The following is a 25,174-nucleotide window of genomic DNA, read 5'->3' on the forward strand; positions in this document are numbered from 1 at the left end:
CGACTCGTCGACGCCCAGATCCATCGCGGCCTGCCGGTTCGTCCCGCCCTCAGCGCACCGCAGCACGATCCTGGCCCGCAGCGCGAGAAACTGCGCGGTCTTCGCCCGCCTCGCCCAACGCGTCAACTGGTCCCACTCGGCCTCACTGAGGACCAGGTCGGCCTTCGGCCTGCCGATGCGGCCCGCATCCTGCAGGCCGGCCAGCCCCTCGGCCGCGAACTTGCCACGCCACTTGCGCACCGTCTTGTCTTGAACGCCAACGAGCTTTGCAGCAGCGGAATTCGACATACCGTCAGCACACGCCAGGATGATCCGGGCCCGTTCAGCGGCTCTTCGGTCCCAGGACCCCGCCCGACGCAGCAACTCGGCACGCTCGTCCTCAGACAGCGAGATCACCACGGCAGAAGGCCCAGGATGCGACACCATAAAAGGGTATCAACTTACCCTCATGATTTGTGGCGCATCACACTAGCGTGCGAAGTGCTCGGCCCCACACGGCGGACGACCACCCCCGTGCCATCCGACCCGACCGGCCGCTACGCCAGGAGACCTGAGCCGCGCCGGCCCCGGAACGGGAGCACTCCAGACTGATCTCGCCCAGGTGCCGGCGTTGCGAGGTGAAGTAGGTGTACGGGGAGTCGTGGTGGTAGAAGCGGACCACCGAGGGGTCCGCGAACAGGACCGCACCGCAGCCGTACGGCTGGAGACCGTGCTTGTGCGGGTCGACGACCACCGAGTCGCAGTGGGCGACGGCGCGCCAGGGCTCCGGGTCCACCAGGGGTTCGACCGGGTCCTCGCCTGCCCCTCGGCTTTCGTTCCAGTGGGCCAGGAGCGTGAAGTAGCCCCCGTACGCGGCGTCGACGTGCACCCGGGCCCCGTGGCGGCGGGCGAGTCGGAGGATGTCGTGGACGGGGTCGACCGCGCCGAGGCCGGTGGTCCCGGCGGTGGCGACGACGGTGCCGACGTCACCGGTGCGCAGCAGGCGCTCCAGCGCGTCGACGTCCATGCGGCCCCGGCGGTCGACGGGTACGGCGTGCACGGGTACGCCCAGCAGGTGGCACGCCCGGCTGTGCGTGTAGTGGGCCTCCGTGCTGTAGGCGACGGCCTTGCCGGGGTGGATCTGCCGGGCGACGAACAGGGCTTCCAGGTTCGCGATGGTGCCGCTGCTGGTGAGGTGGCCGAGGTGGACGCCCAGGCCGAACATGCCGGCCAGGGCCTCGACGGCCTCCACCTCCAGGTCGGAGGTGGCCGGTCCACCGTCCAGGGCATGGTTGTTGGGGTTGATCAGCATGGCCGCCAGATACCCGACGACCGCCGCCGGATGCGGTGGCTTGAGCATCTGGCCGGCATAGCGCGGATGGAAGAACGGATAGCTGGCGCCCAGCCGTGTGGCGAGGTCGCCGAACGCCGTGCGCATCGCGTCCTCGTCCACCGCGAGCGACGGGTGCCGGGCGACGGGCCCGTAGCCGTCGGCCCAGGTCCGGACCTCCTCGACCGCCTGTCCCAGCCAGTGCGTCAGGTCCACTTCGTCCTCCTTGTCCGTTGCACGGCACCCGCACCGCTGCACGCTCCCCCCTGGGGGGCGGGCCGCGGGCAGGCTTCTCGCGGGCGGTGACCGGCCTGTGCTGCGCGGGGTCGGCGGGGCCCGCGTGGCGTCAGGGATCCCCTGCCCGGCCTTCGCAACAGCAGGCGCCGGCCGGGTCGCCGGGCCTGACGATTCAGTGGAACACGCGGCCGATGGACTCTGAGGCATCGCGAGACGAAGAAAGTTCGCGCCATGACCACGTGTCGTTCGGAGGCCATCCGCTCGCACGGGCGGCGGCCGCCCAGATGGCTCGGCACATCGAGGGACCTCGGGCGGGGCGGTGGCCACCATTGCCCGCCGGACGTGCGGCCGGTTTCCGCCAGAGCAGCGGGTAGCCGATCTCAGGGAACGCGCACAGCCGGAGGATTCACCCCCAATCCGCAAGGCCGGTAGAGCAGTCGGCGCCGCACGCACCTCCCTCGGCATCGTGTCGACGGGCCCGGATGTCAGAACCTGGACCGATTCGCCCAGACGGCCGAGGGTGGCGTCGACTGTCTCGGACATGCCGGGGCGGGATGCCCGCGAGGCTTCACCGGGTCAAGTAGTTTGCCAACAAACAAAAGTGATCGCCGTCCCGGACCGGGGGGATTCCCGGGGATAGCGGCACATTCCTTCGCCAGGCAGAGGTTACGCATATGAAAGACGATCAGCACGGAGAAGCATCGCCCGCATCCCCCCGGTCCGGCACCGCTTCCGTCCCCCGCCGATCGCTACTCAAAGCGGCGGGCGTCGGCGGTACCGTGGCCGCCCTCGGCCTCGGAGCGACGGCCCCCGCCACAGCCGCGGGACGACCGGGCCGCCCGGCCGCCGCAAGCGCCCCGCGGACGACCAACACCGTGGATCTGTACTGCAGCGTGAAGATGGGGCAGTTCGACGCCTCCGGCAACGGCACCATGACCGTGACCTGCGGCAACTTCGGCCCCGACAACGCCACCGGCCCGGTGTCACTGAAGTTCATCACACCGTTCTTCATCAACGTCCCCACCCTGCCCAGCACCCCCGGGGGCACCGCCACCTGGCTCTACCAGAACACCGCCGTGGACGCGCCGTCCATGTTCAAGGTCTCCTTCGCCGGGATCGCCGCGGGCGCCAGCATCGACGTCGTGGTCCCGCTCGCCCTCGACCCGCAGGCACCCAACATTCCCTCCTCCGGGCGGGTCATCTTCACGACCGACGCGGGCAACACGACCGACACCGACTCCGACCTCACCCACAACGAGTGGCCGGTCCTGAGCGTACGCAGCACCAAGAACAACCCGGCCCCGGGCAACGTGAACCTGTACTACACCCACCAGGGGTCGCCGCTGGTCATCGGCGGCCACGCGGCGCCGATCGCCTTCCACTTCTACAACGGGGCCGGAACGAGCCACCCGACCCAGAACTTCTCGCACTTCACCTTCTCCACCCCGTTCTACACACGCGTTCCGGCCGCCGGCCGACCGGCAGGATTCTCCGTCCTGTACGAGAACGACGATCCGGCCATCCCGTCGATCTACCGGCTCGCGGTTCCGCCCGGTGTCGGCCTGTTCGGCCCCGAGGCGCCCGCCGTGGTCTACATCCCTTTCCAGGCGCAGGCAGGCTCCCCCTTCGGCCACATCGGCGGCCCCGGGATCTTCGTCCCAACCGGATCGGACACACAGGGCGACTTCTCCAACAGCCACCACTGGATGGGCTTCGTGATGGTCAGCAACGGCGCGATCTGACAACCGGAACGGCCCGTATCGACCCGGACACCGATCACGCCACACCCGTGACACTCGACTCCGAACACCTGGGCGGGCCTCCCCGACCCTCCGCGCCGCCGCCACTCAACCGCCGGTGCGCGTGAGTGTTTCTAGCGGGGCGAGGTGGTTCAGGCGCAGATTTCGTGAAGTCGATCGCGCTTCCGTGCGCTGATGACGCACCGCCATGTACAGGCGGACGCTGACCACGTGTGAGAGGGTGTTCGATAGGGGATTCCCCCCAACTGTCCGGCTTTGGTTCTTGCGGCACGGACTCGTTTTCAGGATCTCGTGGCGGCCGGGTCCGTGTCCGCGATATTCATCAAACGTGACGGAACGACGCAGGTATCCATCGGACCTGAAGGACGATCAGTGGGAGCTCATCGAGCCAGTGCTGGTGGAGTGGCGACGTACCCGCGCCGAAGGGCGTGAGCCCACGACAGCGCTGCGTGAGGTGGTGAACGCGATCCTCTACGTCGCACGCACCGGTATCGCCTGGCGCTACCTGCCGCACGACTTCCCGCCCCACACCACCGTCTACGGCTACTTCAAGGAGTGGGAACGCGACGGCACCACCGAGCGGATCCACGACACGCTGCGTGACCAGCTGCGGGCGAAGAAGGGCCGGCGGACCTCCGCCGGCCAGCTCGGTCAGGCCGTGCACCGCAGCGTCCATCCTGTCGGGGCTGTCCATCCCGGCGACCCAGGTCACCATCTGTCCTTCCAGCTCCGGGTAGTGCCCGACGTGGTGGACCCGGCCCGGCTCGTACAGCTGCGTCACCGGCCCCGCGCGCAGCCGCTTGCCGACCTTGGCGTTGACCTCGACGATCAGCGGCATCAGCTGGCCGTGTGTCTCCCCTTCGCGGGCGAGTTGGTCCCATGCCTGGCTGAGGATCTGCCGGGCCATGTTGCCGCCGTAGTTCGCCTCGACCACGATCGCGTCCGCGCGCAGCCGCAGAGCGAGCCGGCAGGCGGTGAGGCCCCAGTCGTTGGCGCCGAGAATGTCGGACTCGTCGGCGACGACGTACAGGTGGTCCTGGTAGTCGAGGCCGAGGCCGACGACGCCGGTCTCGTCGTTGAGGGAGCTGTCGCCGCCGGACGGGTCGACGCCCGGCTGCGTGGCGTCCTGCGCGGCTACACCACCGAGCGGACCACCGCCGACGAGGTCCGGGCGAGTGGTATGGGCCCCTACCTCACCGAGCAGTACCGCACCGTGTCCGCACGGCTGGAGTACCCGCGTACCGCGAACGTCGGCATCATCCGGCTCCTCGCCTCGGGCGCCCTCGACCTCGCCCCCGAACGGGTCCGGTCCTTCGGCATCAGTGCCGTCAACGACGCCGTCACGTACGCCACCTCACACGGTGGCCCGTTCGACCGCGCAGTCCTCACCCCACCGGCTCGCTGACAAGGGCCGACTGATCTCCACAACCCGGCGCCACGGCCCACCGCCCGTCAGGAGAGCCGAGCCGACGCGTTCAGGTGGCTACTGGGCCAGCACCACGGTGAAGGCGAAGAGGACGACGGCGAGGACGACGGTGCACAGCACCGCGGTTCTCACGGGCGTCAGCCGGTCCCGGAACTTCTTCTCCGGCAGGACGCGCAGGCTCGGACTGGTGCTGTGCTTCCACCAGTCGACGACCCGCCGGAAGTCGGCGTCGAAGTCCTCCGACGGGTGGAGGTCGCTGGCCATCACGGTGGACATCCAGTGGCGCCGACCGTCGGTGGTGTGGATCCGGGCCACGCGTGTGGGCGCGCCGCGGCCTTGGATCTCCGACACGTCGATCCAGGAGATCTGTTGCCAGGAGTAGGTGCGGCCACGGCCGAACCCCCAGCAGATGGTGACTCCGTCGGTGCCGACCCTGCTCCAGTACCGCATGGAGAGGAGGCGGCTCGCGGCGGCCAGCACCACGGTCCCGCCGACGAGGAGGACCATGGGGCCGAGGCCGAGGTGGAACTTCAGGTGGCCGGCGACGAGTTCGACCGTGACGACGATGAGCACCGGCCCGAGATCGGACCAGTCCGGGCGGAATCTGTCTTTCCCCCGGAAGATCAGTTCTTTCACACCGCGCACACTACGCCTCCCTCGGCCCGGCCTCGCAGGGGGATGGGTGAACGGCCGTGCGGCTCCCGTCAGAGCAGGTCGAATACCGACAAGTCGGCTGGTACCGCACCTGGTTGTGCCGGCTCGCACTGAAACTCGCGCTGAACGAGGACGCTGCTCGGCCTCCCGCCCTCTCCGAGAATCCGCCCCAGGCCCGATCCGCCCGCCGCCGCGGGCGGGCGCGGGTGCGGCTGTAGGACTGCACGACTGCACCCGCGCCCAACGACGGTTCCGCGCGGGCTCCGCGCGCGAGCGTCATCCGCGCGGAGCAGGTGCCCACTGGAGGAGGAATCGCAGCCCCTCGTGGGCCGGGGAGCCGGGAGGGGCGGTGTAGGCGATGAGTTGCTGGTCGGGCCGGGTGTCGACGGTGAACTGCTGGACGTCGAGGGTCAGGGGGCCAGCCAGCGGGTGGACGTAGGTCTTGGTGAGCTGCCGGGGGCCGCGCACCCGGCGGTCGGCCCACCAGGCCCGGAAGTTCGCGTCTCGGGAAGTCAACTCCGCGATCAGGGAGGCGAGTTCACGGTCCTCCGGATGGCGCCCGGCTTCCATGCGCAGCGTGGCGACGCAGTCGCGCGCGGCGCGGGGCCAGTCCGCGTACAGCGCGCGGTAGGCGTCGTCGAGGAAGGTGAGGCGGATCAGGTTGCGCTCCCCGGGGGCGAGTGCGCCGAAGTCGGTGAGCAGGGCAGTGGCCGCGTGGTTCCAGGCCAGGACGTCCAGGCGCCGGTTGAGGACCATGGCGGGGACGTCGTGCATGGTCGCCAGGAGCTGCCGCAGTTGCGGGTCCACGGGTGGGCGGCCGGACGGTGGGGCAGCGGGTGCCGGGGCCGCGTCGGCCAGCGCGAACAGGTAGGCGCGTTCGTCCGGCGCCAGGCGCAGCGCGTCGGCGAGCGCGTCGAGGACCGACCGGGAGACCGTTCGGGTGCGTCCCTGCTCCAGGCGGACGACGTAGTCGACGCTCACATGGGCGAGCTGCGCCAGTTCCTCGCGGCGCAGGCCCGGCACCCGCCGCAGCCGTCCGTCGTCGGGGAATCCGGCCCCGTGGGGGTCGAGGGCGGCGCGGCGGGCACGCAGGAAGTCCCCCAGCTCGTTGTCGCGGGAGGGCCGGTCGCGGACGGTCATGGTTCCAGTGTCCGGCACGGGAGCGGCCTCGTGCCTGGTACCGGCGTGCATAGGCAGCTTCCTCCCTGGCACCCCCGCACGCTCCGGCGCCACGGTGGGGAACGGCCACCGAAGAGAGCCGCCGGAGTCGCCCCGCGCCGACCCGCCCGTCGCACGACGACCAGAGCAGCACCGTGATCACCGATGTGACCTTCCCCAGCGCCGGCCTGAACCTCGCCGGCCACCTGTACACCCCCGACGACGGCGGCACGGGCGGCCCCCGCCCGGCGATCGTCGTCGGCCACCCCGGCGGCGGGGTGAAGGAGCAGGCCGCCGGCCTGTACGCCCGGCGCCTGGCCGAGCGCGGCTTCGTCACCCTCGCCTTCGACTCCGCGTTCCAAGGCGCGAGCGAGGGCGAGCCGCGCGGCCTGGAGGACCCGGCGCACCGGATCGAGGACCTCAAGGCCGCCGTCTCGTTCCTCACCACCCGCGCCGAGGCCGACCCGGGCCGGACCGGGGCGCTGGGCATCTGTGCCTCCGGCGGCTACGCCCTGGCCGCCGGCTCGACCGACCACCGGATCAGGGCCGTCGCCACCGTCAGCGCCACCGACATGGCCCGTCAGTTCCGCGACGGCGCCGACGGCACCCAGGACCCGGCCGTCTTCCGGGCCATGCTCGAAGGCGCCGCCGCGGCCCGCACCGCCGAGGCCCGGGGCGAGGGCGTCCGGACCTTCCCGATCTCCCCCGCGACCGAGGAGGAGGCCCGCCGCGGCGGCCCGCACGTCCACGACGGCTGGGAGTACTACTGCACGCCCCGCGCCGAACACCCCCGGGCGGCCAAGGCCCTGACCTGGTCCAGCATCGACCGCATCGCGGCCTTCGACGCCTTCGCCTCCCTGCCCCTGCTCGCCCCGCGCCCGCTGCTCATGGTCGCCGGGCGCGAGGCGGTGACCGCCTGGATGAGCGTGCGGGCCTTCCAGCGCTCGACCGGGCCGAAGGAACTGCACTGGATCGACGGCGCCGCGCACGTCGACCTCTATGACAAGGACGAGTACGTCACCCCCGCCGTCGCGAGGCTGACCGACTTCTTCGGCACCCACCTCGCCGCGACCACTGACACCCGCTCAGGACCGGATACGGCACCCGAGGCCTTGCACGGCCGGGGCGGAGCCGACGCCGTGGGCGATCGGTCATGAAGGCTCGGGTTCTCGGGTGCTCGGGTTCTCGGGTGCTCGGGTGCTCGGGTGCTCGGGTGCCGGGTGCTCGGGTGCCGGGTTCTCGGGTGCCGGGCGCCGGGCGGTCAGTGGTGGCTGACGATGACGGAGATGCCCCAGCCGATCGCCGCGAGCACCACCGCGAAGATCAGTCCCGCCAGGGTGGAGCCGACCGGCCCGGCGGCGGGCCGGAGCGCGGCCGGCTCGCCGGCCGCGCCGGACGGGTTGAGCAGGCGCAGGCCGAGGGCGAACAGCGCGGGCAGTCCGGCGCCGGTGAGCAGGCCCACCACGACGATCTTCCACACCGCGTCCAGGTTGATCCAGGAGTTCACGGGCTCACCTCGTCCTTGGCCTTGGCGGGCTCCGGGGCCGCCGAACCGGTCCACGCGGCGTTGACGTTCTCCGGCGTCACGGCCGGATGGCGGGAGGCGGCGAAGAAGGCGACCGACGCCGCCACCAGCGCGCCGACGATCACCACCACACCGGCCGTCCCGCCGATCCCGTTCGCGGCCCAGTAGGCCAGCGCGCCGGCCAGGGCGGAAGCCGGCAGGGTGAGCAGCCAGGCCGTCACCATCCGGCGGGCGAGCTGCCAGCGCACCACGGCGCCGCTCCTACCGATCCCCGAGCCCAGGATCGACCCGGTGGCCACGTGCGTGGTGGAGAGCGAGTAGCCGAAGTCGGTGGAGCAGAGGATCACGGCGGCCGAGGCCGACTCGGCGGCCATCCCCTGCGGCGGTTCGATCTCCACCAGCCCCTTGCCCAGGGCCCGGATCACCCGCCAGCCGCCGATGTAGGTGCCCAGGGCGATCGCCAGCGCGCAGGAGAGGATCACCCAGGCCGGTGCCTTCGCCCCGGCGGGCAGGGTGCCGTTGGCGATCAGGGCGAGGGTGATGGCGCCCATGGTCTTCTGCGCGTCGTTGGTCCCGTGGGCGAGCGAGACCATGGAGGCCGAGCCGATCTGGCCGAGCCGGAAGCCGCGCCCGCGCGGGCCTTCGGGCACGTCGCGGGTGAGGCGGTAGACCAGGAGGGTGCCCACCACGGCCACCCCACCGGCGATGAACGGCGACAGCGCCGCGGGCACGATCACCTTGGAGACCAGCCCCTGCCACTTGACGGCCGAGGCCCCGGCGGCTGCCACCGTCGCCCCGACCACCCCGCCGATCAGCGCGTGCGAGGAACTGGAGGGGATCCCGAGGAACCAGGTGGCCAGGTTCCACAGGATGCTGCCGACCAGACCGGCGCAGATGACCGTCAAGGTCACCTCTCCCGTGGCGACCAGGCCGTTGGCGATGGTCGCCGCCACGGCGGTCGACAGGAACGCGCCCACCAGGTTCAGCACCGCCGACACCGCGACCGCGACGCGCGGCGGCAGGGCGCCGGTGACGATCGAGGTCGCCATCGCGTTGCCGGTGTCGTGGAAGCCGTTGGTGAAGTCGAAGCCCAGCGCCGTGGCGACCATCAGCGCCAGGACCGCGTCGTTGCCGGTCACGGACCCGAACCTAGCCCGCGCACCGGCCGAGGCGGCGGCCGACCCGCCCTGCCCCAGGGCCCGGCACCCGTTCGTCCGGTTGCGGGGCCCTCGGTGCCGATGCTCTCCTGCAAGAGCCGGCCGGCGTGACGATCGGAACCGATGTGCCGTCCCCCGTCGCCGTCCCGCCCCAGGAGGCTTCTGGTCGGCTGGACCGAGACCCGTCCCTGCGAGCCCTGAGGCCCTGGTGCCCCGGGTGAAAGCGTTGGCACCCATGGCTGAGCACCCCACCGTCCGCACCGTGACGTACGACCTGCTGCGCACGCTCGGACTCACCACGGTCTTCGGGAATCCGGGCTCCACCGAGGAGCCGTTCCTCCAGGACTTCCCCGCGGACTTCAGCTATGTCCTGGCGCTCCAGGAGGCGTCCGCCCTCGCGATGGCCGACGCCTTCGCCCAGGTCACCGGCCGCCCCGCGCTGGTCAACCTGCACTCCTCGGCCGGCACCGGCAACGCGCTGGGCAACCTGGTGGCGGCCCACCACGGGAACACGCCCCTGATCGTCACCGCCGGCCAGCAGCACCGGGAGCTGGTGATCGGCGAGCCGTACCTCGGCAACCGCGAGGCCACCCAGCTGCCGAAACCCTGGGTGAAGTGGTCCTACGAGCCGGCCTGCGCCGAGGACGTCCCCGAGGCCTTCATGCGTGCCTACGCGCAGGCGCTCCAGCCGCCCGCCGGCCCGGTCTACCTGTCGATCCCGATGGACGACTGGAAGCGGCCGCTGTCCGGCTTCACCCGGGTGCGGACGGTGAGCGAGCGGGTGGCCCCCGACCCCGGGCGGCTGCGCGCCTTCGCCGAGCGCATCACCGCCAGCCGCCGGCCCGCACTCGTCTTCGGGCCCGAGGTCGACCGCAGTGGCGGCTGGGACGCGGCCGTCGCCCTGGCGGAGAGACTGCGCGCCGCCGTCTACGGCGCCCCGCTGGGGGACCGCGTCTCCTTCCCCGAGGACCACCCGCTGTTCGCCGGCCCGCTGGGCATGTCGGTGAAGACCATCAGCGACCGGCTGGCCGGGCACGACCTGGTGGTGGTGATCGGCGCGGAGGTGTTCCGCTACTACCCGTACGTGCCCGGCGACTACCTCCCCCCGGGCACCGGGCTGCTCCAGATCACCGGCGACCCGGAGGCGGCCGCGGCCGCGAGGGTCGGCGACAGTCTGCTCGGCGATCCCCGGCGGGCGATCGAGCTGCTGCTGGACCTGGTCGAGGAGGGTTCGACGCGGACCGCTCCGGAGCCGATGCCGCGGCCCCGCGTGCTGCCGTCCGCCCCGGACCGGCCGCTCACCCCGCCCGAGGTGTACGCCGCCCTGAGCAGGGTCCGCCCGCCGGACGCGGTCTTCGTCAACGAGTCGACCTCGACCATGGCGCAGCAGCTCGAATGGCTGCCCACCACCCGAGCGGGCTCGTTCTTCGCCACGGCCAGCGGGGGCATCGGCTGGGCCGTCCCGGCCGCGGTCGGCGTCGCGCTGGGCGACCGGGACCGGGGAGTGCTGCGCCCGGTGGTCGGCCTGATCGGCGACGGCTCCTTCCAGTACTCCGTGCAGGCCCTCTACACGGCGGCCCGGCACCGCCTCCCGATCGTCTACGTGGTGATGCGCAACCACGAGTACTCGATCCTCAAGTCGTTCGCCCTGCTGGAGGACACCCCCGGGGTGCCCGGGCTCGACCTGCCCGGGCTGGACATCGCCTCGGTGGCCCGCGGCTTCGGCTGCCGCGCCGTCGACGTGGAGACCACCGAGGACCTGGAGCGGGAGTTCACCGCGGCCCTGACCGCCGGCACCCCCACCGTCATCGTCGTTCCCACCCGGCCCCAGCGGGCCGCGCTGTAGCCCGCGCGGCGGGGCCGGGCCGGGCCGGGCGGCGGGAACTCGACAACGCCGTCGCCGGCGGGAGCTACCTCGGCGAGCACCTCGGCGACCAGCGGGGGAAGGTGTCCGACAGCCGGGCACCTTCCCCTTTCGGCACCACGGACCTCTTCGGCCCTCACCGTCGACCACCCCCTGACCACCCCCGAACGATCGCCGCTGCGGGCGGCTGGTGCGCTCGCGGACCGGGGCCGGTGTGCTGTGGGCCAAGTCCGGCACCACCCCTGCGCCTGACGTCTCGTCAGGCGCCCGAACGGGGCGCGGCTGCGACCCCGGCCCGCGCGGAAGCCTCCGCCTGCCGCCCGCACCCGGGCGGCAGGTCGATCCCGTGACAGGAGGCCGTCGAGGTGCCTGCAATACCCGTCGGTGGGCTGGTCCCCCGCGCCGCCGAGGACGCCCTCGAGGACGCCGCCGACGTCGTCGTCCGCAACGCGAAGATCCACACCGGCGACGCCCGCCGCCCCACCAACCCCGGAACCCGCCCGTCCTCCGCCGCCCTTGCCCCCTCGGGTCCGCCCGGGTCACTCCACGGGCAGCCCCGTCAGCATCTCCGGGCACGCCGTCGATCGCCCCCTGGAGGAGCCCGCCCACCCGCGAGGTGTGTGCGAACCAGAAGCCGACGCTGCGTCTCGGGCACGTCCGCGTGGCACATCGTTCGACTTCTTCGGTTCGTCCGTGTTTTGGCTCCGGGCAGCAGGGCACGCGCCGTTCAGGGAGGTCTGGAGCTACAAGCGGAGGACCCAAATGTCAACAGGGACCCTCATCGCAGTCATCGCCATCGTCGTCGTCCTTCTGGTCGTGTGCGCGCTGGTGGCGACGTTCGTCATCCGCCGCCGCCATCTGCAGGAGCGGTTCGGCCCGGAGTACGACCGGACCGCGGAGGCGAAGGACGGCCGTTTCGCCGCCGACCGGGAGCTGCGCAAACGCGAGTCGCGCCACGACTCGCTGAACATCAAACCGCTGTCACCGGGTGCCCGTGACCGGTACGCCAAGGACTGGGCACGGGTGCAGGAACAGTTCGTCGACCGGCCCGACGACACGGTGCACGAGGCGGACCGGCTCGTCACCACGCTCATGAGCGAGCGCGGATACCCGACCGAGGGGTACGAGCAGCAGCTCAAGGACCTCTCCGTCGAACACGGGAGCGTGCTGACGCACTTCCGGTCCGCTCACGAGGTCAACGACCGCAGCAGCCGCCACCAGGCGACCACGGAAGAACTGCGGGGCGCCATGGTGCACTACCGCACCCTGTTCGAGGAACTGCTCCACAACGGTGACCGTCCGCAGGGCAGCCGTGCGTGAGCCCCGGACCGGCGAGTTGAGCTGACGGGACGCACCCGGCGACGGCCGCCGACCGGAACTGCCGAGAGGGAAGTGAAGAGATGCACAGCCGAGCAACATCCGAACCGCGCGAGGGCGGCCTGTCCACGGAGGATCTGGCCGGCGCCCGACAGGACACCGACGAACAGAGCGATACCTCCGGGGCGGATTCGCCACCGGCGTTCCCCGGGGAAGCCACCACCGAACAGCGGAGCGGTGAGCAGGAGTTCACGCTCGAAGGCCGCGACCGCGAGCAGGACTACGGGCAGGAACGCGGACAGGAAGAGGAGCAGGAAAGGGGCTACACCCAGGCATCCGAGCCATCCGAGCGCACCGAGGACCCGGAAGCCGCCGAGAACGAACCCCTGCTGGGCGGGCAGCAGGAGGAGTTCCGCTCCCGGTGGCAGAAGATCCAGGGCGAATTCGTCGACGACCCGCGCCATGCCGTGTCCGCGGCCGATAATCTGGTCGCCGAGACGATGCAGGCACTCGCCACCACCTTCTCCGCGCACAAGCAGGACCTCGAAGGCCAGTGGCACCGCGGCGACGAGGTGCCGACCGAAGAACTGCGCGTCGCGCTCCAGCGCTACCGCTCGTTCTTCAACCGCCTGCTCAACACCTGAAGCAACGGGGCCGAAGCCACGCCCCCGACCTGCGGTGATCGAGTTCCATTCGGTCCTCGCCCAAGAAAACCGAACAGGTTCTTCGGGCCTCCTGCGAACTTCAGGAGGCCTGCTGGTGGACCGGACCGGGCTCGCCCCGGGCCCGTTCCCGTCCGAGGACGGCTTCGAGCCCTTGCTCGCGCTCTCCGCGGCACGCCGCGGCACCCTGTTCTCCGCCCGTGCCGATGGTGGCCCGCGCCAGGGCGAGGGTGTCCGGGTCGCGGTGCGGCTCAAGGACGCCACCGGACTCGCGGTCGCCGCCGAACTCAACGGCCGCCCATGCAAAACGCTCGGCTGGGAAACCCCAGCCGAGCGCCTGCATAAACTCATCGCGGCCTGATCAAACCGACCACGTGTTGCAACGACCCCTAGAAACCGCCGACCGGTCAGGGGGCATCGGCGCTCGTGCGCAGGTGGGTGGGTGGTGTGTCAGGTGGCGATGGTGGCGACGGGTTCGAGGCCGTAGGTTCGGGCGTAGCCGTTCTCGGTGCCGACGAGGAGGTCGACGACCTCGAAGTAGCGGTCCCAGAAGGGGGTTTCGCGCAGTGCGTCGACGAGGAGCTGGTAGGCGTGGTGGTCGTCGGCCTCCCACACCCAGACGTCGGTGACACGAGCGGAGTAGAACTCCGTGTCGTAGAAGCGTGACCGGACGCCGGTGGTCTTGGCCTTGATGGCCGGCAGGACCTGGGTGGTGAAGGCGTCCACGCGTTCCTTGACGGTCAGCGCGAGCCACTCGGGTGTGGTCTTGACCAGCATGAACGCCGTGACCGGCGGTTCGGACATTTCAGCGGACATCGGGGTGCCTCCAAAGCGGCAGGTGGGTAGTGGTCTTGGTTCGCCGGGCTCCGTGCTGCCCCGGCGCCGGGTGCTGGACTTCAGGAGAGGACCGCGGGCTTGAGGGTCCGGGCGCACCACTGCTCGAAGCCGGTGGAGGAGGCGGTGTCCGGGGTACGGGCGACGCCGGCGTCGAGGCCCTCGTCCTTGGCCCGCTTCATGTCGACCACGCCCTGGGCGAACGCCTCGTTGAGGCCGTAGCCGACGAGGGTGGTGTACAGCTCGTCGAACGACTGGCGTTCGTAGCGGACGGGGCGGCCGAACTGCTCGGTCATGATGCGGGCCAGGTCGTTCGGGGACAGGTCCCGCGGCCCCAGGACCGGGACGCTGCCGGTGCCGGTCCACGAGCGGTCCAGCAACAGGCCGGCTGCGGCCGCCGCGATGTCGGCGACGGCCACGAACGGGGCCTTGCGGTCGGCGTCGACGGAGTCGGTGAAGACGCCCTTCTCGCGGATCGAGTCGGCTTCCTCCAGGAGGTTCTCGAAGAAGGACGGGTTGGCCAGGGCCCGGTAGGCGACGCCGGTGCCGGCGATCAGGTCGTCCATGGCGAGGGAGGCGGTGACGAGGCCGGCCCGGTCGGCGAGCGGGGTCCCGCGGCCGAGCGCGGAGACGCCGACGACGTGGCCGACGCCGTGGGCGACGAGCGCCTCGCTGGCGGGGCGGGTGAAACCGCTGTAGGCGTCGTACGGGGTCAGGGAGGCGTCCGGGGGGACGAGCCAGAAGACCCCGTCCGCGCCCTCGAAGGCCCGGTCGAGGACCTCGGCGTCCGCGTGCGAGCCGGTGACGACCTCGACGCGTCCGCGCGCCGCGTCCGGAAGCCGGGCGGGATCGCGCACGATCACGCGCAGTTCCTCGCCCGCGGCGGGGGCGGACTCCAGGAGCCGGGAGAGCAGGTGGCGGCCGATGTTCCCGGTGGGACCAGTGATGACGATCATGAAAACCTCGTAGCTGGTGCTGGTTTCGGTACGCCCTCATCCTGCTGAGGTCCGCCGTGCTGCCACAATGGGAACTTCAGCACGGAATCATTGACTGAAATGGAATGATGCTGGTGAGCAGCCCGGATCCGGTCATCGACGCCAATCTCGCCATCGCTCTGGATGCCTTGCTGGCCGAGCACAGCGTGACCCGCGCCGCCGCACGACTGCACACCTCGCCCGCCGCCATGAGCCGCACCCTGGCCCGGCTGCGCCGCATCCTCCAGGACCCCCTCCTGGTCCGGGCCGGACAGACCATGGTTCCCACCCCGCGCGCCCAGGCCCTGCGCGAGGAAGCCGCCACAGTGGTGCGCAGCCTCGGCGCGCTGCTCAGTCCCGGCACGAGCGTCGACCCCGCCGGCCTCCGCAACACCTTCACCCTCCAGGCCGCCGACCTGGTCGGCGCGGCGCTGGCGCCCGGGCTGCTGCGACTGGCCCAGCGGGAGGCGCCGGGGGTCTCGTTCCGGATCCGGGCCGAAGACCTGGAGGCCGGGCCCGCCCTGCGCGACGGCCGGATCGACCTGGAGGTCGGATCCATCGACCACGTGGACCCCGAAACCCAGGTCGAAGAACTGGTCAGCCTCCGCATGGTCGCGGCCGTCCGGCCCGGCCATCCGCTCACCGAAGGACCGCTGACCCCGGCCCGGCTCGCTGCCGCCCACCACGCCGCGGTCAGCCGCCGCGGCCGGTTCACCGGCCCCCTCGACGCCGCCCTGGCCGAGCAGGACCTCCACCGGCGGGTCAGCGTCGTCCTCCCCAGCCACCTGGCCGCGATGACCCTCGCCACCCGCAGCGACCTCGTCTGCCTCGTACCCGCCGCACTCCCCGGCGCCGCTCCCTCGCCCCTCACCCACGACGCCGGCGCCCTCGGACTGCACCTCCTCGACATCCCCCTGGCCCTGCCGCCCCTGACCATCGGCATGGCCTGGCACCCCCGGCACACGGCCGACGGGGCCCACCGCTGGCTCCGCGACACCGTCCGCCGGGTCCTCCGCACGCCGGCGGCAGCTTCTGAGCCCACTGCGGCGGACGCGATCGGCCCCGCATAGGACGACGCCGCACCGGCCCGCGATGCTCCAAGGGGCGGACCCGAGCTGAGAGGCCATCAGCACATCCCCACCACATAGCACGCTTTCGGCGGTTCGTCCCAGCTCAGGGGCTTGATCGACCATCCGGGGTCAGCAAAACGTCAGCAGGACGCCCGGGGAGCGAGATCGATCATGGCAACCACCAGCCTCATCCGCGGCATGGGTTCCTTCTTCAAGGAGTGCGAGCACCCCGGGTCCCGGTGGCCCCGGTGCCCGCGCGAGTACAAGATCCGGTACCGCAACGCGGCCGGAAGGCAGGCGGAGGAGTCCGGGTTCACCACGCAGGACAAGGCCAAGGCCCGGCTCGCCGAGGTCTACCAGGCCCGGAAGAACGCTCCGCAAAGCCAGCGCAAGGCGGAACGGATCCAGAAGTACAGCCCGATGCAGGTCGGGGACTACGTCGAGGAGTGGAAGGCCCACCAGCGCGACCTCAGCCCCGCGTCGCTCCGGCACCTCGAATCTCTGCTTGAGCACCATCTCCACCCCGCCTTCCACAGCCGTCGGATGGACACGTTCGACCACAGGGTCGTCGAGGCCTTCACACTCCTCGCCAGCCTCACGGACCTCCTGCACCCGCAAGACTGACGCACCATCACGATCCCAGGCGGCCGAACACCAAGATCACCGACAGAGCCAAGCTCAGAATGCCGCAGCTGATTACCCAAAGAGTCTCACCCGGACCTTCCTGCCGGGATACGCTGAGGAAAGGTCGGGAGATCCCGAACTTCCTGCACGACAGCGCGAGGGGGAAGAGCATGGCGTCACCTGCCGCAATTTCCGAGATGGTGGTCATCAAGAGCGATGGGACTCAGACCAGTCCCATGCGCCAGCCGCAAGCCCAGTCCTACCTGGAAAACGTCCTCAATGAGGCAGGCATGGGGAACAGGCTCGCAAACCTGAAGCAGTCCCTGAACCAGGCATTTGACGGCCAGGGAAAGCCCACCGGATCGCACAAGTTCAACAATCAGCCGGTCCTGCACGCCAGTTCGGGTAACGGGCAGCAGAGTGTCACCCTTTTCTTCTATGCGAACGGCAGCAAGCTGATGCTGTTCGCCATGGGGGAGCACGTGTCGAGCACGCAGTACAGGATCAGTATTTACGGGCAGCAAGGCACGGATTTCGCGAAGGGCAAAGTCATCTCCGTCTGATCCTGCGACCTGTGGCCGAGCCCCGCGGTCGGCTCGGCCACAGGCAGCCAGGTCGGTACACCTTCCCCACGTGGCGGCCCGCTCGTCGCAGCGGGCGGACCTCAACGGTCGCACGCAGGGAAGGTTGCCAACGGAGGGCCAGCCGCTGACCTCGTGGGGCTGCACCTACGGCTCGGCTCCCAGGTAGAACCTCCAGACAATCAAGTCCGCTGCTCCGTTCGGAGAGGTCTTCTGAAAAACCCATCCCTTCTTGAGTGGCACGGTCGCTACTTCCCAGGCGTCAAGGCCGATGTTGAACAGCTCATTTCCGCCGAACCAGGCGTTGATGAACTGCTTCTTGTTGGATTCTTTCCTGACCGTGGTGATCATGTCGGCGTCAACGGAGACCGAGCATGACGTTTGTGACCACCTGACTGGTGACGTCGTTCACCTTGAGCTTCCCGCCGTCCAGCACGGTGACGTTGCCGGTGACGACGAGGTCTCCAACGATTTCTACCTTGCCCGTGTGGAAGGTGGCGCCGTCGGGGGTGATGGTGGCGCCGCGGGATTTGGTGGTGATCTGGAAGGAGCGGATGGCGATTCGGGTGCTGCGTGAGATCAGAATTCTCAGGCTCATGTAGCGGGTGGTTCGGGCTGTGGTGCCGCGATACTCCGATTGATATGCCACGACGGGTGCGTAATGGGTCCAGTTGGTGCCGTCTGTTGACGATTCCAGGTTGCAGTCGGGCAGGGTGAAGCTGCCGTCGGGTTTGCCGAGATAGATGTCGATCTTGGTGATGTCGCGTTGGCTGCCGAGGTCGATCTGGATCCAGTCGTTGAACTCGGGGGTGCGTGCGCTCCAGTAGTACGTGTCCAGGTTCCCGTCGGTCATATCGGACGGGAGGCGTCGGGTGCCGTCCGGGTCGGTGGTGAAGCCCAGGTTGGTGGTCGCGGCGCAGTTCGTCGTCCGACAGCCAGCAGTCCTCGTGGACGAACATGACCGAGAAGTAGGTACTCTCCGCCGGTAACAGCGGGTGGCTGAAAGGACCGCCGCCGTTGTGGGTTGCGGCCCTTGCCGTGACTGGTCAGCGACCACGGCCCCTGCCGGAGATCGCCGTGACCACCGTGGCGTTCCTCGCGCACCGCGGCGGGGCGGCCATGGGACCCGACCGCGTACAGCTCACCCGTGCACTGGTGCCCACCGGCGGACAGGAGCAGGCTTGAGAGGCGGCTCGCGCAGGCCCCGCCACCGGGCACGTGGAGAGGGCCCCACGCGTCTGCGAGCCCGCCGACTCCTTGGAGGTCCCCCGTGACCGATCCTCCTGTCCCCCACCCGGCCGGCCCGATCGTGGTCGGCACGGACGGCTCGACCCCAGCCCGGCACGCTGTGACCTTCGCCCTGCGCGAGGCCCAGCTGCGCGGTACAGGCCTGCGGGCCGTCTGCGCGTACGAGTACACCCCGACCCAGCACTCCGGCTTCGAACGGACGGTCGACTCCGGTCCGATCCCCCAGCAGCGCGATCTCGTCACGCAGGCCGTGGCGGACTCGGTCGAGGAACTGCAGCAACAGCTCGGTGGGCCATCCGTGGAGGTGGAGATCGTCTGCGAACGCGGCCGCCCTGCGCAGGTCCTCCTCGAGGCGAGCAAGGACGCCAGCCTGCTCGTGGTCGGCTCCCGAGGGTCGGGTGCCTGGGGCCGACTCACCCTCGGGTCGACGAGCACCGAGGTCGTCCATCACGCCGGCCTTCCCGTGGTCGTCGTGCCGGCGGAGCACGGCACCGCACGTTCGGAGCACGGCACCGCACGTTCGTGACCGTCGACTTCAGCCGCCCTCTGAGCCGGGTCAGGTGAGGACGGCAGGCTGGCGGTAGTCGCCGAGCAGGCGCACCGTCGCTCCGCGGTCGGCGGCGATCTGGACGAGGTTGTCCAGGTTGAGGGGTCCTGACCAACGGCATCCTCCACACCCGGCCCGCCGGCTCCAGGCCCGCTGGCTTCAGAGGTGGACGGGCAGGTGGCGGGGTCCGCGGAGCATGGCGTTCTGCCGGTAGGGGGGCGGGTCCTGGACCAGGCGTGCCGGGCCGAGGCGGGGGATCAGCGCACCGAGCGCGGCCTCGGCTTCGATGCGGGCGAGTGGTGCGCCGTAGCACAGGTGAATACCGCTGCCGAAGCCGAGGTGTTGGTTGTCCGGGCGGGTGGGGTCGAACCGGTCCGGCGCGTGGAACCGCTTGGGGTCGCGGTTGCCCGAGGCCAGCGCGAGCACGACGGTGGCGCCTTGGGGGACGGTGGTGCCGCCGACGTCGATGTCGGCGAGGGGGATGCGCTCGCGCATGTGGACCGGGGGTTCGTAGCGCAGCAGTTCCTCCACCGCTCGCGGCAGCAGTTCCGGTTCGCGACGCAGCTGGTCCAGCTGCTCGGGCTGACGCAGCAGGGTGAGCACCCCGTTGGCGATCAGGTTCACCGTGGTCTCGTGTCCGGCGATGAGCAGCAGCACGGCGGTTTCCGCGAGTTCCTCCTGGGTGAGCCGCAGGGCCGGGTCCGGTTCGTTGACGAAGGCGGAGAGCATGTCGTCGCTCGGATTGCCACGGCGCTTCTCGGCGAGGCCCGCCAGGTACCGGCCCATCTCGCCCCGCGCCTGTTCGCCCGCCTGGTCGCCCGCCTCGTCCCGCTCGGAGGAGTCCTCTTCGGGCCGGACGTCGGCGGACGCGACGATCGCGTCGGACCACGCCCTGAAGAGCGGCTCGTCCTCGCGCGGCACGCCGAGCAGGCGGCAGATCACCGTGACGGGCAGCGGGTAGGCGAGGTCGTCGACGATGTCGATCCGGCCGCCCGCCTGGAACGGCTCCATCAGTTCCCCGGTGAGCCGGACGATCTCGCCGCGCATGGCATCGACCCGGCACGGGCTGTGCGGGGGGCCGAACGGCCGCATGGCCAAGGTGCGCAGTCTGTGGTGCTCCGGGTCGTCGAGCCGCAGGAACGGCGGCTTGTGCGTCGTCTCGCCACAGGTGCGGGGATCGACGCTCATCCGTGGATCGTGGAGCAGGGCGGCGACCTCGTGGTAGGTGCCGATCAGGTAGCTGCCGTCTGCCTGCCGCACGACGGGACCGGCCTCGCGGAGTTCCGCGTACAGCGGGTAGGGGTTGGGGCGGTTCGCGTAGTCGGTGATCCGTGCCAGCAAGGTGTCGGAGTCCATGGTGGCTCCTCGTCGTTGGGCGGGACGTGGGTCAGCCGCGGGGCTGCACCACGGTCAGTCGACGGTCGGGCAGGTATCCGGTGAGCGCCACGGTGGGGCCGTGGGACAGCCCCTTCGGATCCGGCACGTCGGACGGAATCGGGATGTCCGCCGCGAGCGCGCGGTCCGCCGCGCCGGGCGGGGGCGGGAACGGCGCAGCCGTCTCGATCAGGTGCCGGTAGTAGTCGAGCGACTTGGCCATGTCGACGGTGACCGCCGCGGTGACCCGCCCCTGGTAGCCGTAGACCATCGCCAGACGGCGCGCCTCCAGAGAACCCTGGGCGATGACCACGTGGTCGGAGAAGGTGGGCACGCCCACCGACTTGATGTTGAGCCCGAACTGGGTCGACCAGAACGTCGGCAGGGCGAGGTGCGGGCGCCGCAGGGGCCCTGGACTGACCATGTTGTGGGCCGCCACCCCGGCCTGTTCGACCGCGTTCCCCCAGTGTTCGAGGGAGAGCATCTGGTAACCGAACAGCGGGTGGGGGAAGCGGGAGACGTCGCCGGCGACGAAGACGTCGTCAGTGACGATTCCGTACATGTTGAAGGCGCGGCACCCGGCGTCGCAGGCGATTCCGCGCGGGCCCGCCGCCAGTCCGGAATCCGCCAACCACTCGACGTTGCGGACCGCCCCCAGCGCGACGACGCACACGTCCGCCTCGACGCGGCTGCCGTCGGACAGCTCCGCGCCGGTGAAGCGCCCGCCGTCGTCCCCGCGCAGGGCGGTGACCGTCACGCCGGTGCGCAGGTCCACACCGTGGTTGCGCTGCATGGCGGCCGCGAGTTTCGCCAGGGTGCCGCCGAGCGCGCCCACCAGAGGTGCGGGACCGCGTTCGGCGACGGTGACGTCCAGTCCGCGTTCCCGGCAGGCCGAGGCGATCTCCGAACCGGTGAAGCCGCCGCCGATCACCAGCACCCGCCGTGGCCCGGCAGCCAACCGCTCGGCCAAACCGCCGGCGTCCTCGCGGGTACGCAGGGTGAACACCCCGTCCAGGGCGGCCTCCTGCGGATCGGGCCAGGGACGCGCCCGGGTCCCGGTGGCGATCAGCAACCGGTCGTACGGCAGCGACTCGCCATCGGCCAGCATCACCCGCTTCCCCAGGGGGTCCAGGCCGGTGGCGCGTACGCCCAACCGCCACTCGGCGTCCGGATCCCGGCGCATCGGCAGCCCGGTGGAGTCCGCCGCAGCGTGGCCCAGCAGCACCTGCTTGGACAGCGGCGGCCGGTCGTAGGGCGGATGAGGCTCGTCGCCGACCACGGTCAGTGAGCCGGTGAAGCCCTCCTCCCGCAGCGCCTCCGCGGCCCGCAACCCGGCCAGCGACGCGCCGACGACAACGATCCGGCCCTCGCTCTGGTCACCGGCCATCAGCGCTCACCTCCTCACCGAGGAGGATGGCCTGGACCGGGCACGCCGCCGCGGCCTGGCGCACGCGCTCGACCTGGTCGTCGGGGACAGCCGGGGCGTACAGCAGTCCCTCCTCGCCGTGCAGCTGGAACACTTTCGGCGCGAGGAACACGCACTGTGCGTAGCCCTGGCAACGCGTGAGGTCCACAACGGTCTGCATCCCCACCACTTCCTCTGCCGCCGTACCCCCTCTCTTCCAGCATGGGACGAGAACCGGACGCGCGCAGCACGGGCCGAGAACCGGACGCGGGCGCGGCAACCGCTCGGGGATGCCGCAGGTGCGGAGCCCGCGTCGAGCTGTCCACCGGCATCGCTCCGACCAGCGGGCGTGCGGCACCGCGATCGAGCGGCGGGCGGCCCGGGCGCGGCGGGCGGCCTGGGCGCGGCGCGCCGCCTAGGGAGTGCGGTGATCCGGGGTTTCGGGAGAGCGGGGCGTGGTCGTGCTCGGCTCGGCGAGGTGGGTGTCCATGGTGGAGTTCAGGTCGGCCATGAACGATTCGAACTGTTCCAGGAGCTGCGGCGGGTAGTGCGACATCGCGGTGTCGAGGCGTCGGGCGAGGGGGCCGAAGAACTCGTCCGCCCGTTCCTGGATGTGGCGGCCGCTGCGCAGGGTGATGATGCGCCGGTCGGGGTGCTCGCGGACGCGGGTGATGTGCCCTGCGGCTTCGAGGCGGTTCAGGAGCGCAGTGGTGGCGCCCGTGGACAGGGGGATGCGCTCGCTGAGGCGCGCCGGCGACAGGGGGGTGTCGCGCTCCTCGGCGGCGGCGATCTCCAGGACCGCGGTCGCGTCGGTGGAGTGCAGGCCCAGCCAGGCGGCGAAGCGCCGGCTGAGCTCGGCGTAGTGGCCGCCGTAGGTCCTCAGCGACTCCATCAACCGCTCACGCTGCGCCGCCACGCCGTCGAGCATCGCTTCCTCCATGGCCTCGCGCCTTTCCGTGCTGCTGTGCGGTCCGCGTCGGCGGCCTGCTTTGACAACCTACCGCCACCAATTTACCTTTATCGTAAAACTACTTCACCATGGAGGTATCTGGCGTGCGCGGCTCTTCCCCCATCACCGACGAGACCGCGGGGCCCTACCGCCGGCGATGGCTGATCCTGGTGGTGATGCTCGTCGCGGAGATCATGGATCTCCTGGACGCCTCGATCGTCAACGTCGCCGGTCCGGATCTGGAGCAGTCCCTCGGCGCCGGCTCCGTCGGCCTGCAGTGGGTGATCGGGGGCTACGCCCTCACCCTGGGAGCCGGGCTCGTGCTCGGCGGCCGGCTCGGCGACCGGTACGGCCGGCGCCGGATGTTCCTGATCGGTCTGGCCGCCTTCACCACCGCATCGCTGCTGTGCGCGCTGGCGCCGGACACCGGGTCGCTGATCGCCTTCCGGCTGCTCCAGGGCGCCGCCGGGGCGATGCTCCTGCCCCAGGGCCTGGGCCTGCTGCGGGAGAACTTCCCCGGCCCCGAGCTCACCAAGGTCTTCGGGATCTTCGGCCCCGTCCTCGGCCTCGGCGGCATCATCGGCCCGGTCCTCGGAGGATTCCTCATCGAGGGCGACTTCTTCGGCCTGGGCTGGCGCTCGGTGTTCCTCGTCAACCTCCCCATCGGCCTCGCGGCCCTCGCCGTCGCCGCGAAGTACGTCCCGAAGAAGCCGGGGGATCGCACCGTGGACGTCGACAAAGCCGGCGCGGCGCTGGTCGCCGTGTCCTGCGCGCTCCTCGTCCTGCCGCTGAACCAGGGGCAGGAGGACGGCTGGCCGCTGTGGACGTGGCTGTGCATGGCCGCCTCCGCCGCCGGGTTCGCCCTGTTCGCGCTGCACCAGCGCCGCACCGTCGCGGCGGGCCGCGAGCCGCTGATCATCCCCGCCCTGCTGCGCAAGCCCGCCTTCACCATCGGACTCGGCGGCATCGCCCTGTTCTTCGCCGGGCTCGTCGGCACCCAACTCGTCCTGACCCTCTACCTCCAGATCGGCCGGCACTTCACCGCCGGCGACGCGGGATTGGGCAACCTGCCGCTCGCCGTGGGCACGGCCATCGGTGGCGCGGTCAGCGGCGCCTTCCTCGCCGACAGGATCGGCCGCAAGGTCCTCCAGATCGGCCCGCTCGTCCAACTCGCCGGCGCGACCCTCCTCTGGTTCGAACTCGACGGCCTCACACCGGCCTCGTTCTCGATCCGGGACATCGCCCCCGGCATCGCCGTCTCCGGCATCGGCGCGGGCATGGTCATCGCCGCCCTGTTCAGCTTCGTCCTCGCCGCCGTGGACGACGCCGAGATCGGCTCCGCCTCCGGGTTCCTGTCCGCCGTCCAGTCCATCGGCGGCTCCGTCGGCGTCGCCGTCTTCGGCTCCGTCTTCTTCGCCCAGGCCGGGACCGGCGACTTCACCGCCGGCTTCCACCACGCCCTGACCATCCAGGCCTGCCTGCTGGCCGCATTCCTCGCCATCACCTTCCTGCTGCCCGAGCAGGGGCGCCCCGAGGAAGAACACCACGGCATCACCACCGACACTCCTGCCGACACCCCACAAGCCGCCGCGTGACCCCCGGCCCGCCCCGCCCGGGCGCTACGGCGCCGATACGCGTACCTGTCGCGAGGAACGCAGGACCGGCTTCAGTCCCTGTCGGGGGCGTGCAGCGCGAGGGTGAAGCTGAAGCGGTCGCCGCGGTAGAGGGTGCGGACCTGTTCGAGGGGGTGGCCCTCGGCGTCGCGGCTGCGGCGGTGGAGCAGCAGCATGGGCAGGGCGGGCGGGGTGCCGATGAGCAGGGCTTCGCGGGGGGTGGCGAGGACCGTCTCGATGCGTTCGTCGGCGCCGCCGAGCCGCACGCCGCACTCGCGCAGGTACCCGTAGAAGGAGCCTTCGGGGTCGAACTCCCGCTCCAGGTGCGGGACTCGGGCAACGGGGACGTAGGTGGACTCCAGGCCGACGCGTTCCTCGTCGGCGCGCAGGACACGTTCCAGGTGCCAGAGCGGTTCACCTTCGGGGACGGCGAGGCGCTGGGCCATGGGCGGGTCGGCGGGGAGGCGGTCGAGGGTGATGAGGGTGCGGCCGGGGCGCAGGCCCTGGCGGGTGACGCCTTCGGTGTAGCTGGCGAGGGAGAGCGGCTGTTCGATCTTGGGGCCGGCGACGACGGTGCCGCGGCCCTGGCGGCGCAGGCGGCCTTCGAGGAGGAGGTCGCGCAGGGCCTGCCGGACGGTGGCGCGGGCGACGTGGTGGCGTTCGGCGAGGTCGGCTTCGGTGGGCAGGCGCCCGCCGGGACCCAATTCGGCGATGAGGTCTTCGAGTTGGGCCTTGACCAGGTAGTACTTGGGCACCCGGCCGTGGTCGGGGACGCCGGAGCGGGCGGGGGCGACGGGGGGCCGGGGGGTGCCGTGGTTCACCGCGTCACCTTATCGAGCGGCGGTCCGGCGCCATCGAGTGGTGGTTCGGCGCCCCCGAGGTCACG

At 71.1% G+C, this 25,174-nt stretch carries 27 protein-coding genes and 1 pseudogene; 12 read left to right on the forward strand and 16 right to left on the reverse strand.

Features of this window, described 5'->3' with window-relative positions; translation table 11 throughout:
• Both ACIP37_RS19810 and ACIP37_RS19815 read right to left on the reverse strand, forming a co-directional pair.
• A partial coding sequence (locus ACIP37_RS19810; protein ID WP_400808157.1) for a helix-turn-helix domain-containing protein occupies nt 1-399 on the reverse strand: 399 nt, incomplete at its 3' end.
• 154 nt (nt 400-553) lie between these two features.
• Nucleotides 554-1,525, reverse strand: a pseudogene (locus ACIP37_RS19815) (pyridoxal phosphate-dependent decarboxylase family protein); the annotation flags it as partial.
• Nucleotides 1,526-2,421: 896 nt separating this feature from the next.
• Here ACIP37_RS19815 and ACIP37_RS19820 point away from each other — a divergent pair.
• Complete coding sequence (locus tag ACIP37_RS19820; RefSeq protein WP_363586225.1) at nt 2,422-3,288, forward strand: hypothetical protein; 867 nt, start codon at nt 2,422-2,424, stop codon at nt 3,286-3,288.
• Between the two features lie 346 nt (nt 3,289-3,634).
• Complete coding sequence (locus ACIP37_RS19825; RefSeq protein ID WP_400808159.1) at nt 3,635-4,711, forward strand: transposase; 1,077 nt, start codon at nt 3,635-3,637, stop codon at nt 4,709-4,711.
• Nucleotides 4,712-4,789: 78 nt separating this feature from the next.
• Here the strand turns inward: ACIP37_RS19825 and ACIP37_RS19830 are convergent, their stop codons facing one another.
• Together ACIP37_RS19830 and ACIP37_RS19835 are read right to left on the reverse strand one after the other, a co-directional pair.
• Nucleotides 4,790-5,368: a hypothetical protein gene (locus ACIP37_RS19830; protein WP_363586223.1), complete on the reverse strand. Its 579-nt coding sequence runs from the start codon at nt 5,366-5,368 to the stop codon at nt 4,790-4,792.
• Between the two features lie 294 nt (nt 5,369-5,662).
• The gene (locus ACIP37_RS19835; protein ID WP_363586222.1) at nt 5,663-6,526 is read right to left on the reverse strand and encodes a helix-turn-helix transcriptional regulator; all 864 of its coding nucleotides are present in this window, start codon (nt 6,524-6,526) and stop codon (nt 5,663-5,665) included.
• Between the two features lie 173 nt (nt 6,527-6,699).
• Between ACIP37_RS19835 and ACIP37_RS19840 the strand changes: the two genes are divergently transcribed.
• Nucleotides 6,700-7,701: an alpha/beta hydrolase gene (locus ACIP37_RS19840; protein ID WP_363631816.1), complete on the forward strand. Its 1,002-nt coding sequence runs from the start codon at nt 6,700-6,702 to the stop codon at nt 7,699-7,701.
• A gap of 104 nt (nt 7,702-7,805) precedes the next feature.
• Here the strand turns inward: ACIP37_RS19840 and ACIP37_RS19845 are convergent, their stop codons facing one another.
• Together ACIP37_RS19845 and ACIP37_RS19850 are read right to left on the reverse strand one after the other, a co-directional pair.
• On the reverse strand, nt 7,806-8,051 hold the full coding sequence (locus ACIP37_RS19845) for a hypothetical protein (RefSeq protein WP_363631817.1): 246 nt from the start codon (nt 8,049-8,051) through the stop codon (nt 7,806-7,808).
• Nucleotides 8,048-9,208 carry an anion permease gene (locus ACIP37_RS19850; RefSeq protein ID WP_400808164.1) on the reverse strand — a complete coding sequence of 387 codons (1,161 nt, stop codon included), beginning with the start codon at nt 9,206-9,208 and terminating at the stop codon, nt 8,048-8,050. Before ACIP37_RS19850 ends, ACIP37_RS19845 begins: the two co-directional genes overlap by 4 nt.
• A 253-nt stretch (nt 9,209-9,461) precedes the next feature.
• Between ACIP37_RS19850 and mdlC the strand changes: the two genes are divergently transcribed.
• The 4 genes from mdlC (at nt 9,462) to ACIP37_RS19870 (ending at nt 13,430) form a co-directional block, all read left to right on the forward strand.
• The gene (mdlC, locus tag ACIP37_RS19855; protein ID WP_363631819.1) at nt 9,462-11,072 is read left to right on the forward strand and encodes a benzoylformate decarboxylase; all 1,611 of its coding nucleotides are present in this window, start codon (nt 9,462-9,464) and stop codon (nt 11,070-11,072) included.
• Nucleotides 11,073-11,852: 780 nt separating this feature from the next.
• Entirely contained in the window at nt 11,853-12,410 is a 558-nt protein-coding gene (locus tag ACIP37_RS19860) for a hypothetical protein (protein WP_363586218.1), read from the forward strand.
• A gap of 80 nt (nt 12,411-12,490) precedes the next feature.
• Nucleotides 12,491-13,051, forward strand: a complete 561-nt coding sequence (locus ACIP37_RS19865; protein ID WP_363586217.1) for a hypothetical protein — start codon at nt 12,491-12,493, stop codon at nt 13,049-13,051.
• Nucleotides 13,052-13,166: 115 nt separating this feature from the next.
• Nucleotides 13,167-13,430: a hypothetical protein gene (locus tag ACIP37_RS19870; RefSeq protein ID WP_400808490.1), complete on the forward strand. Its 264-nt coding sequence runs from the start codon at nt 13,167-13,169 to the stop codon at nt 13,428-13,430.
• Between the two features lie 89 nt (nt 13,431-13,519).
• Here ACIP37_RS19870 and ACIP37_RS19875 read toward each other — a convergent pair whose 3' ends face one another.
• Together ACIP37_RS19875 and ACIP37_RS19880 are read right to left on the reverse strand one after the other, a co-directional pair.
• Nucleotides 13,520-13,885, reverse strand: coding sequence for a darcynin family protein (locus ACIP37_RS19875; RefSeq protein ID WP_363631821.1), 366 nt, complete (start codon nt 13,883-13,885; stop codon nt 13,520-13,522).
• Nucleotides 13,886-13,965: 80 nt separating this feature from the next.
• On the reverse strand, nt 13,966-14,859 hold the full coding sequence (locus ACIP37_RS19880) for an NAD(P)H-binding protein (RefSeq protein WP_400808168.1): 894 nt from the start codon (nt 14,857-14,859) through the stop codon (nt 13,966-13,968).
• A gap of 104 nt (nt 14,860-14,963) precedes the next feature.
• Between ACIP37_RS19880 and ACIP37_RS19885 the strand changes: the two genes are divergently transcribed.
• Both ACIP37_RS19885 and ACIP37_RS19890 read left to right on the forward strand, forming a co-directional pair.
• The gene (locus ACIP37_RS19885; RefSeq protein ID WP_400808170.1) at nt 14,964-15,947 is read left to right on the forward strand and encodes a LysR family transcriptional regulator; all 984 of its coding nucleotides are present in this window, start codon (nt 14,964-14,966) and stop codon (nt 15,945-15,947) included.
• Between the two features lie 171 nt (nt 15,948-16,118).
• Nucleotides 16,119-16,571 (forward strand): hypothetical protein, encoded by a 453-nt coding sequence (locus ACIP37_RS19890; RefSeq protein WP_400808173.1) that lies wholly within the window; start codon nt 16,119-16,121, stop codon nt 16,569-16,571.
• Nucleotides 16,572-16,578: 7 nt separating this feature from the next.
• Here ACIP37_RS19890 and ACIP37_RS19895 read toward each other — a convergent pair whose 3' ends face one another.
• Nucleotides 16,579-16,779 (reverse strand): hypothetical protein, encoded by a 201-nt coding sequence (locus ACIP37_RS19895; RefSeq protein ID WP_363586212.1) that lies wholly within the window; start codon nt 16,777-16,779, stop codon nt 16,579-16,581.
• On the opposite strand from ACIP37_RS19895, the gene ACIP37_RS19900 reads away from it, so the two are divergent.
• A complete protein-coding gene (locus tag ACIP37_RS19900) occupies nt 16,769-17,134 on the forward strand; it encodes a hypothetical protein (protein WP_363586211.1) in 366 nt (121 codons plus the stop codon). The two genes, ACIP37_RS19895 and ACIP37_RS19900, sit on opposite strands and share 11 nt — an antisense overlap.
• A 165-nt stretch (nt 17,135-17,299) precedes the next feature.
• Here ACIP37_RS19900 and ACIP37_RS19905 read toward each other — a convergent pair whose 3' ends face one another.
• Together ACIP37_RS19905 and ACIP37_RS19910 are read right to left on the reverse strand one after the other, a co-directional pair.
• Complete coding sequence (locus tag ACIP37_RS19905; RefSeq protein WP_363586210.1) at nt 17,300-17,503, reverse strand: hypothetical protein; 204 nt, start codon at nt 17,501-17,503, stop codon at nt 17,300-17,302.
• Between the two features lie 7 nt (nt 17,504-17,510).
• Nucleotides 17,511-18,005, reverse strand: a complete 495-nt coding sequence (locus ACIP37_RS19910; protein WP_363586209.1) for a discoidin domain-containing protein — start codon at nt 18,003-18,005, stop codon at nt 17,511-17,513.
• A 417-nt stretch (nt 18,006-18,422) separates the two neighbouring features.
• Here ACIP37_RS19910 and ACIP37_RS19915 point away from each other — a divergent pair, with 417 nt between their 5' ends.
• Nucleotides 18,423-18,926 carry a universal stress protein gene (locus ACIP37_RS19915; protein WP_363586208.1) on the forward strand — a complete coding sequence of 168 codons (504 nt, stop codon included), beginning with the start codon at nt 18,423-18,425 and terminating at the stop codon, nt 18,924-18,926.
• Nucleotides 18,927-19,106: 180 nt separating this feature from the next.
• Here ACIP37_RS19915 and ACIP37_RS19920 read toward each other — a convergent pair whose 3' ends face one another.
• The 4 genes from ACIP37_RS19920 to ACIP37_RS19935 form a co-directional block, all read right to left on the reverse strand.
• Nucleotides 19,107-20,303 (reverse strand): cytochrome P450, encoded by a 1,197-nt coding sequence (locus tag ACIP37_RS19920; protein ID WP_363586207.1) that lies wholly within the window; start codon nt 20,301-20,303, stop codon nt 19,107-19,109.
• 31 nt (nt 20,304-20,334) lie between these two features.
• Nucleotides 20,335-21,708: an FAD-dependent oxidoreductase gene (locus tag ACIP37_RS19925; protein WP_363586206.1), complete on the reverse strand. Its 1,374-nt coding sequence runs from the start codon at nt 21,706-21,708 to the stop codon at nt 20,335-20,337.
• On the reverse strand, nt 21,698-21,907 hold the full coding sequence (locus ACIP37_RS19930; RefSeq protein WP_363586205.1) for a ferredoxin: 210 nt from the start codon (nt 21,905-21,907) through the stop codon (nt 21,698-21,700). Before ACIP37_RS19930 ends, ACIP37_RS19925 begins: the two co-directional genes overlap by 11 nt.
• A 234-nt stretch (nt 21,908-22,141) precedes the next feature.
• Nucleotides 22,142-22,666, reverse strand: a complete 525-nt coding sequence (locus ACIP37_RS19935) for a MarR family transcriptional regulator (protein ID WP_363586204.1) — start codon at nt 22,664-22,666, stop codon at nt 22,142-22,144.
• Nucleotides 22,667-22,764: 98 nt separating this feature from the next.
• On the opposite strand from ACIP37_RS19935, the gene ACIP37_RS19940 reads away from it, so the two are divergent.
• Nucleotides 22,765-24,270, forward strand: coding sequence for an MFS transporter (locus ACIP37_RS19940; protein WP_363586203.1), 1,506 nt, complete (start codon nt 22,765-22,767; stop codon nt 24,268-24,270).
• A 71-nt stretch (nt 24,271-24,341) separates the two neighbouring features.
• On the opposite strand, the gene ACIP37_RS19945 is transcribed toward ACIP37_RS19940, so the two are convergent.
• A complete protein-coding gene (locus tag ACIP37_RS19945; RefSeq protein WP_063352162.1) occupies nt 24,342-25,109 on the reverse strand; it encodes a GntR family transcriptional regulator in 768 nt (255 codons plus the stop codon).
• Between the last annotated feature and the right edge of the window lie 65 nt (nt 25,110-25,174).

The sequence above is a fragment of the Kitasatospora sp. NPDC088861 genome, from assembly GCF_044750105.1.
Lineage (GTDB): Bacteria > Actinomycetota > Actinomycetes > Streptomycetales > Streptomycetaceae > Kitasatospora.

What these genes read in the sequence shown, in the direction of transcription:
- ACIP37_RS19835 (WP_363586222.1), bottom strand. Translation starts at nt 6,526, where the DNA reads ATGACCGTCCGCGACCGGCCCTCCCGCGACAACGAGCTGGGGGACTTC.
- mdlC (WP_363631819.1), top strand. Translation starts at nt 9,462, where the DNA reads ATGGCTGAGCACCCCACCGTCCGCACCGTGACGTACGACCTGCTGCGC.
- ACIP37_RS19860 (WP_363586218.1), top strand. Translation starts at nt 11,853, where the DNA reads ATGTCAACAGGGACCCTCATCGCAGTCATCGCCATCGTCGTCGTCCTT.
- ACIP37_RS19865 (WP_363586217.1), top strand. Translation starts at nt 12,491, where the DNA reads ATGCACAGCCGAGCAACATCCGAACCGCGCGAGGGCGGCCTGTCCACG.
- ACIP37_RS19875 (WP_363631821.1), bottom strand. Translation starts at nt 13,885, where the DNA reads ATGTCCGCTGAAATGTCCGAACCGCCGGTCACGGCGTTCATGCTGGTC.
- ACIP37_RS19880 (WP_400808168.1), bottom strand. Translation starts at nt 14,859, where the DNA reads ATGATCGTCATCACTGGTCCCACCGGGAACATCGGCCGCCACCTGCTC.
- ACIP37_RS19885 (WP_400808170.1), top strand. Translation starts at nt 14,964, where the DNA reads ATGATGCTGGTGAGCAGCCCGGATCCGGTCATCGACGCCAATCTCGCC.
- ACIP37_RS19890 (WP_400808173.1), top strand. Translation starts at nt 16,119, where the DNA reads ATGGCAACCACCAGCCTCATCCGCGGCATGGGTTCCTTCTTCAAGGAG.
- ACIP37_RS19900 (WP_363586211.1), top strand. Translation starts at nt 16,769, where the DNA reads ATGGTGGTCATCAAGAGCGATGGGACTCAGACCAGTCCCATGCGCCAG.
- ACIP37_RS19895 (WP_363586212.1), bottom strand. Translation starts at nt 16,779, where the DNA reads ATGACCACCATCTCGGAAATTGCGGCAGGTGACGCCATGCTCTTCCCC.
- ACIP37_RS19905 (WP_363586210.1), bottom strand. Translation starts at nt 17,503, where the DNA reads ATGATCACCACGGTCAGGAAAGAATCCAACAAGAAGCAGTTCATCAAC.
- ACIP37_RS19910 (WP_363586209.1), bottom strand. Translation starts at nt 18,005, where the DNA reads ATGACCGACGGGAACCTGGACACGTACTACTGGAGCGCACGCACCCCC.
- ACIP37_RS19920 (WP_363586207.1), bottom strand. Translation starts at nt 20,303, where the DNA reads ATGGACTCCGACACCTTGCTGGCACGGATCACCGACTACGCGAACCGC.
- ACIP37_RS19925 (WP_363586206.1), bottom strand. Translation starts at nt 21,708, where the DNA reads ATGGCCGGTGACCAGAGCGAGGGCCGGATCGTTGTCGTCGGCGCGTCG.
- ACIP37_RS19930 (WP_363586205.1), bottom strand. Translation starts at nt 21,907, where the DNA reads ATGCAGACCGTTGTGGACCTCACGCGTTGCCAGGGCTACGCACAGTGC.
- ACIP37_RS19935 (WP_363586204.1), bottom strand. Translation starts at nt 22,666, where the DNA reads ATGGAGGAAGCGATGCTCGACGGCGTGGCGGCGCAGCGTGAGCGGTTG.
- ACIP37_RS19940 (WP_363586203.1), top strand. Translation starts at nt 22,765, where the DNA reads ATGGAGGTATCTGGCGTGCGCGGCTCTTCCCCCATCACCGACGAGACC.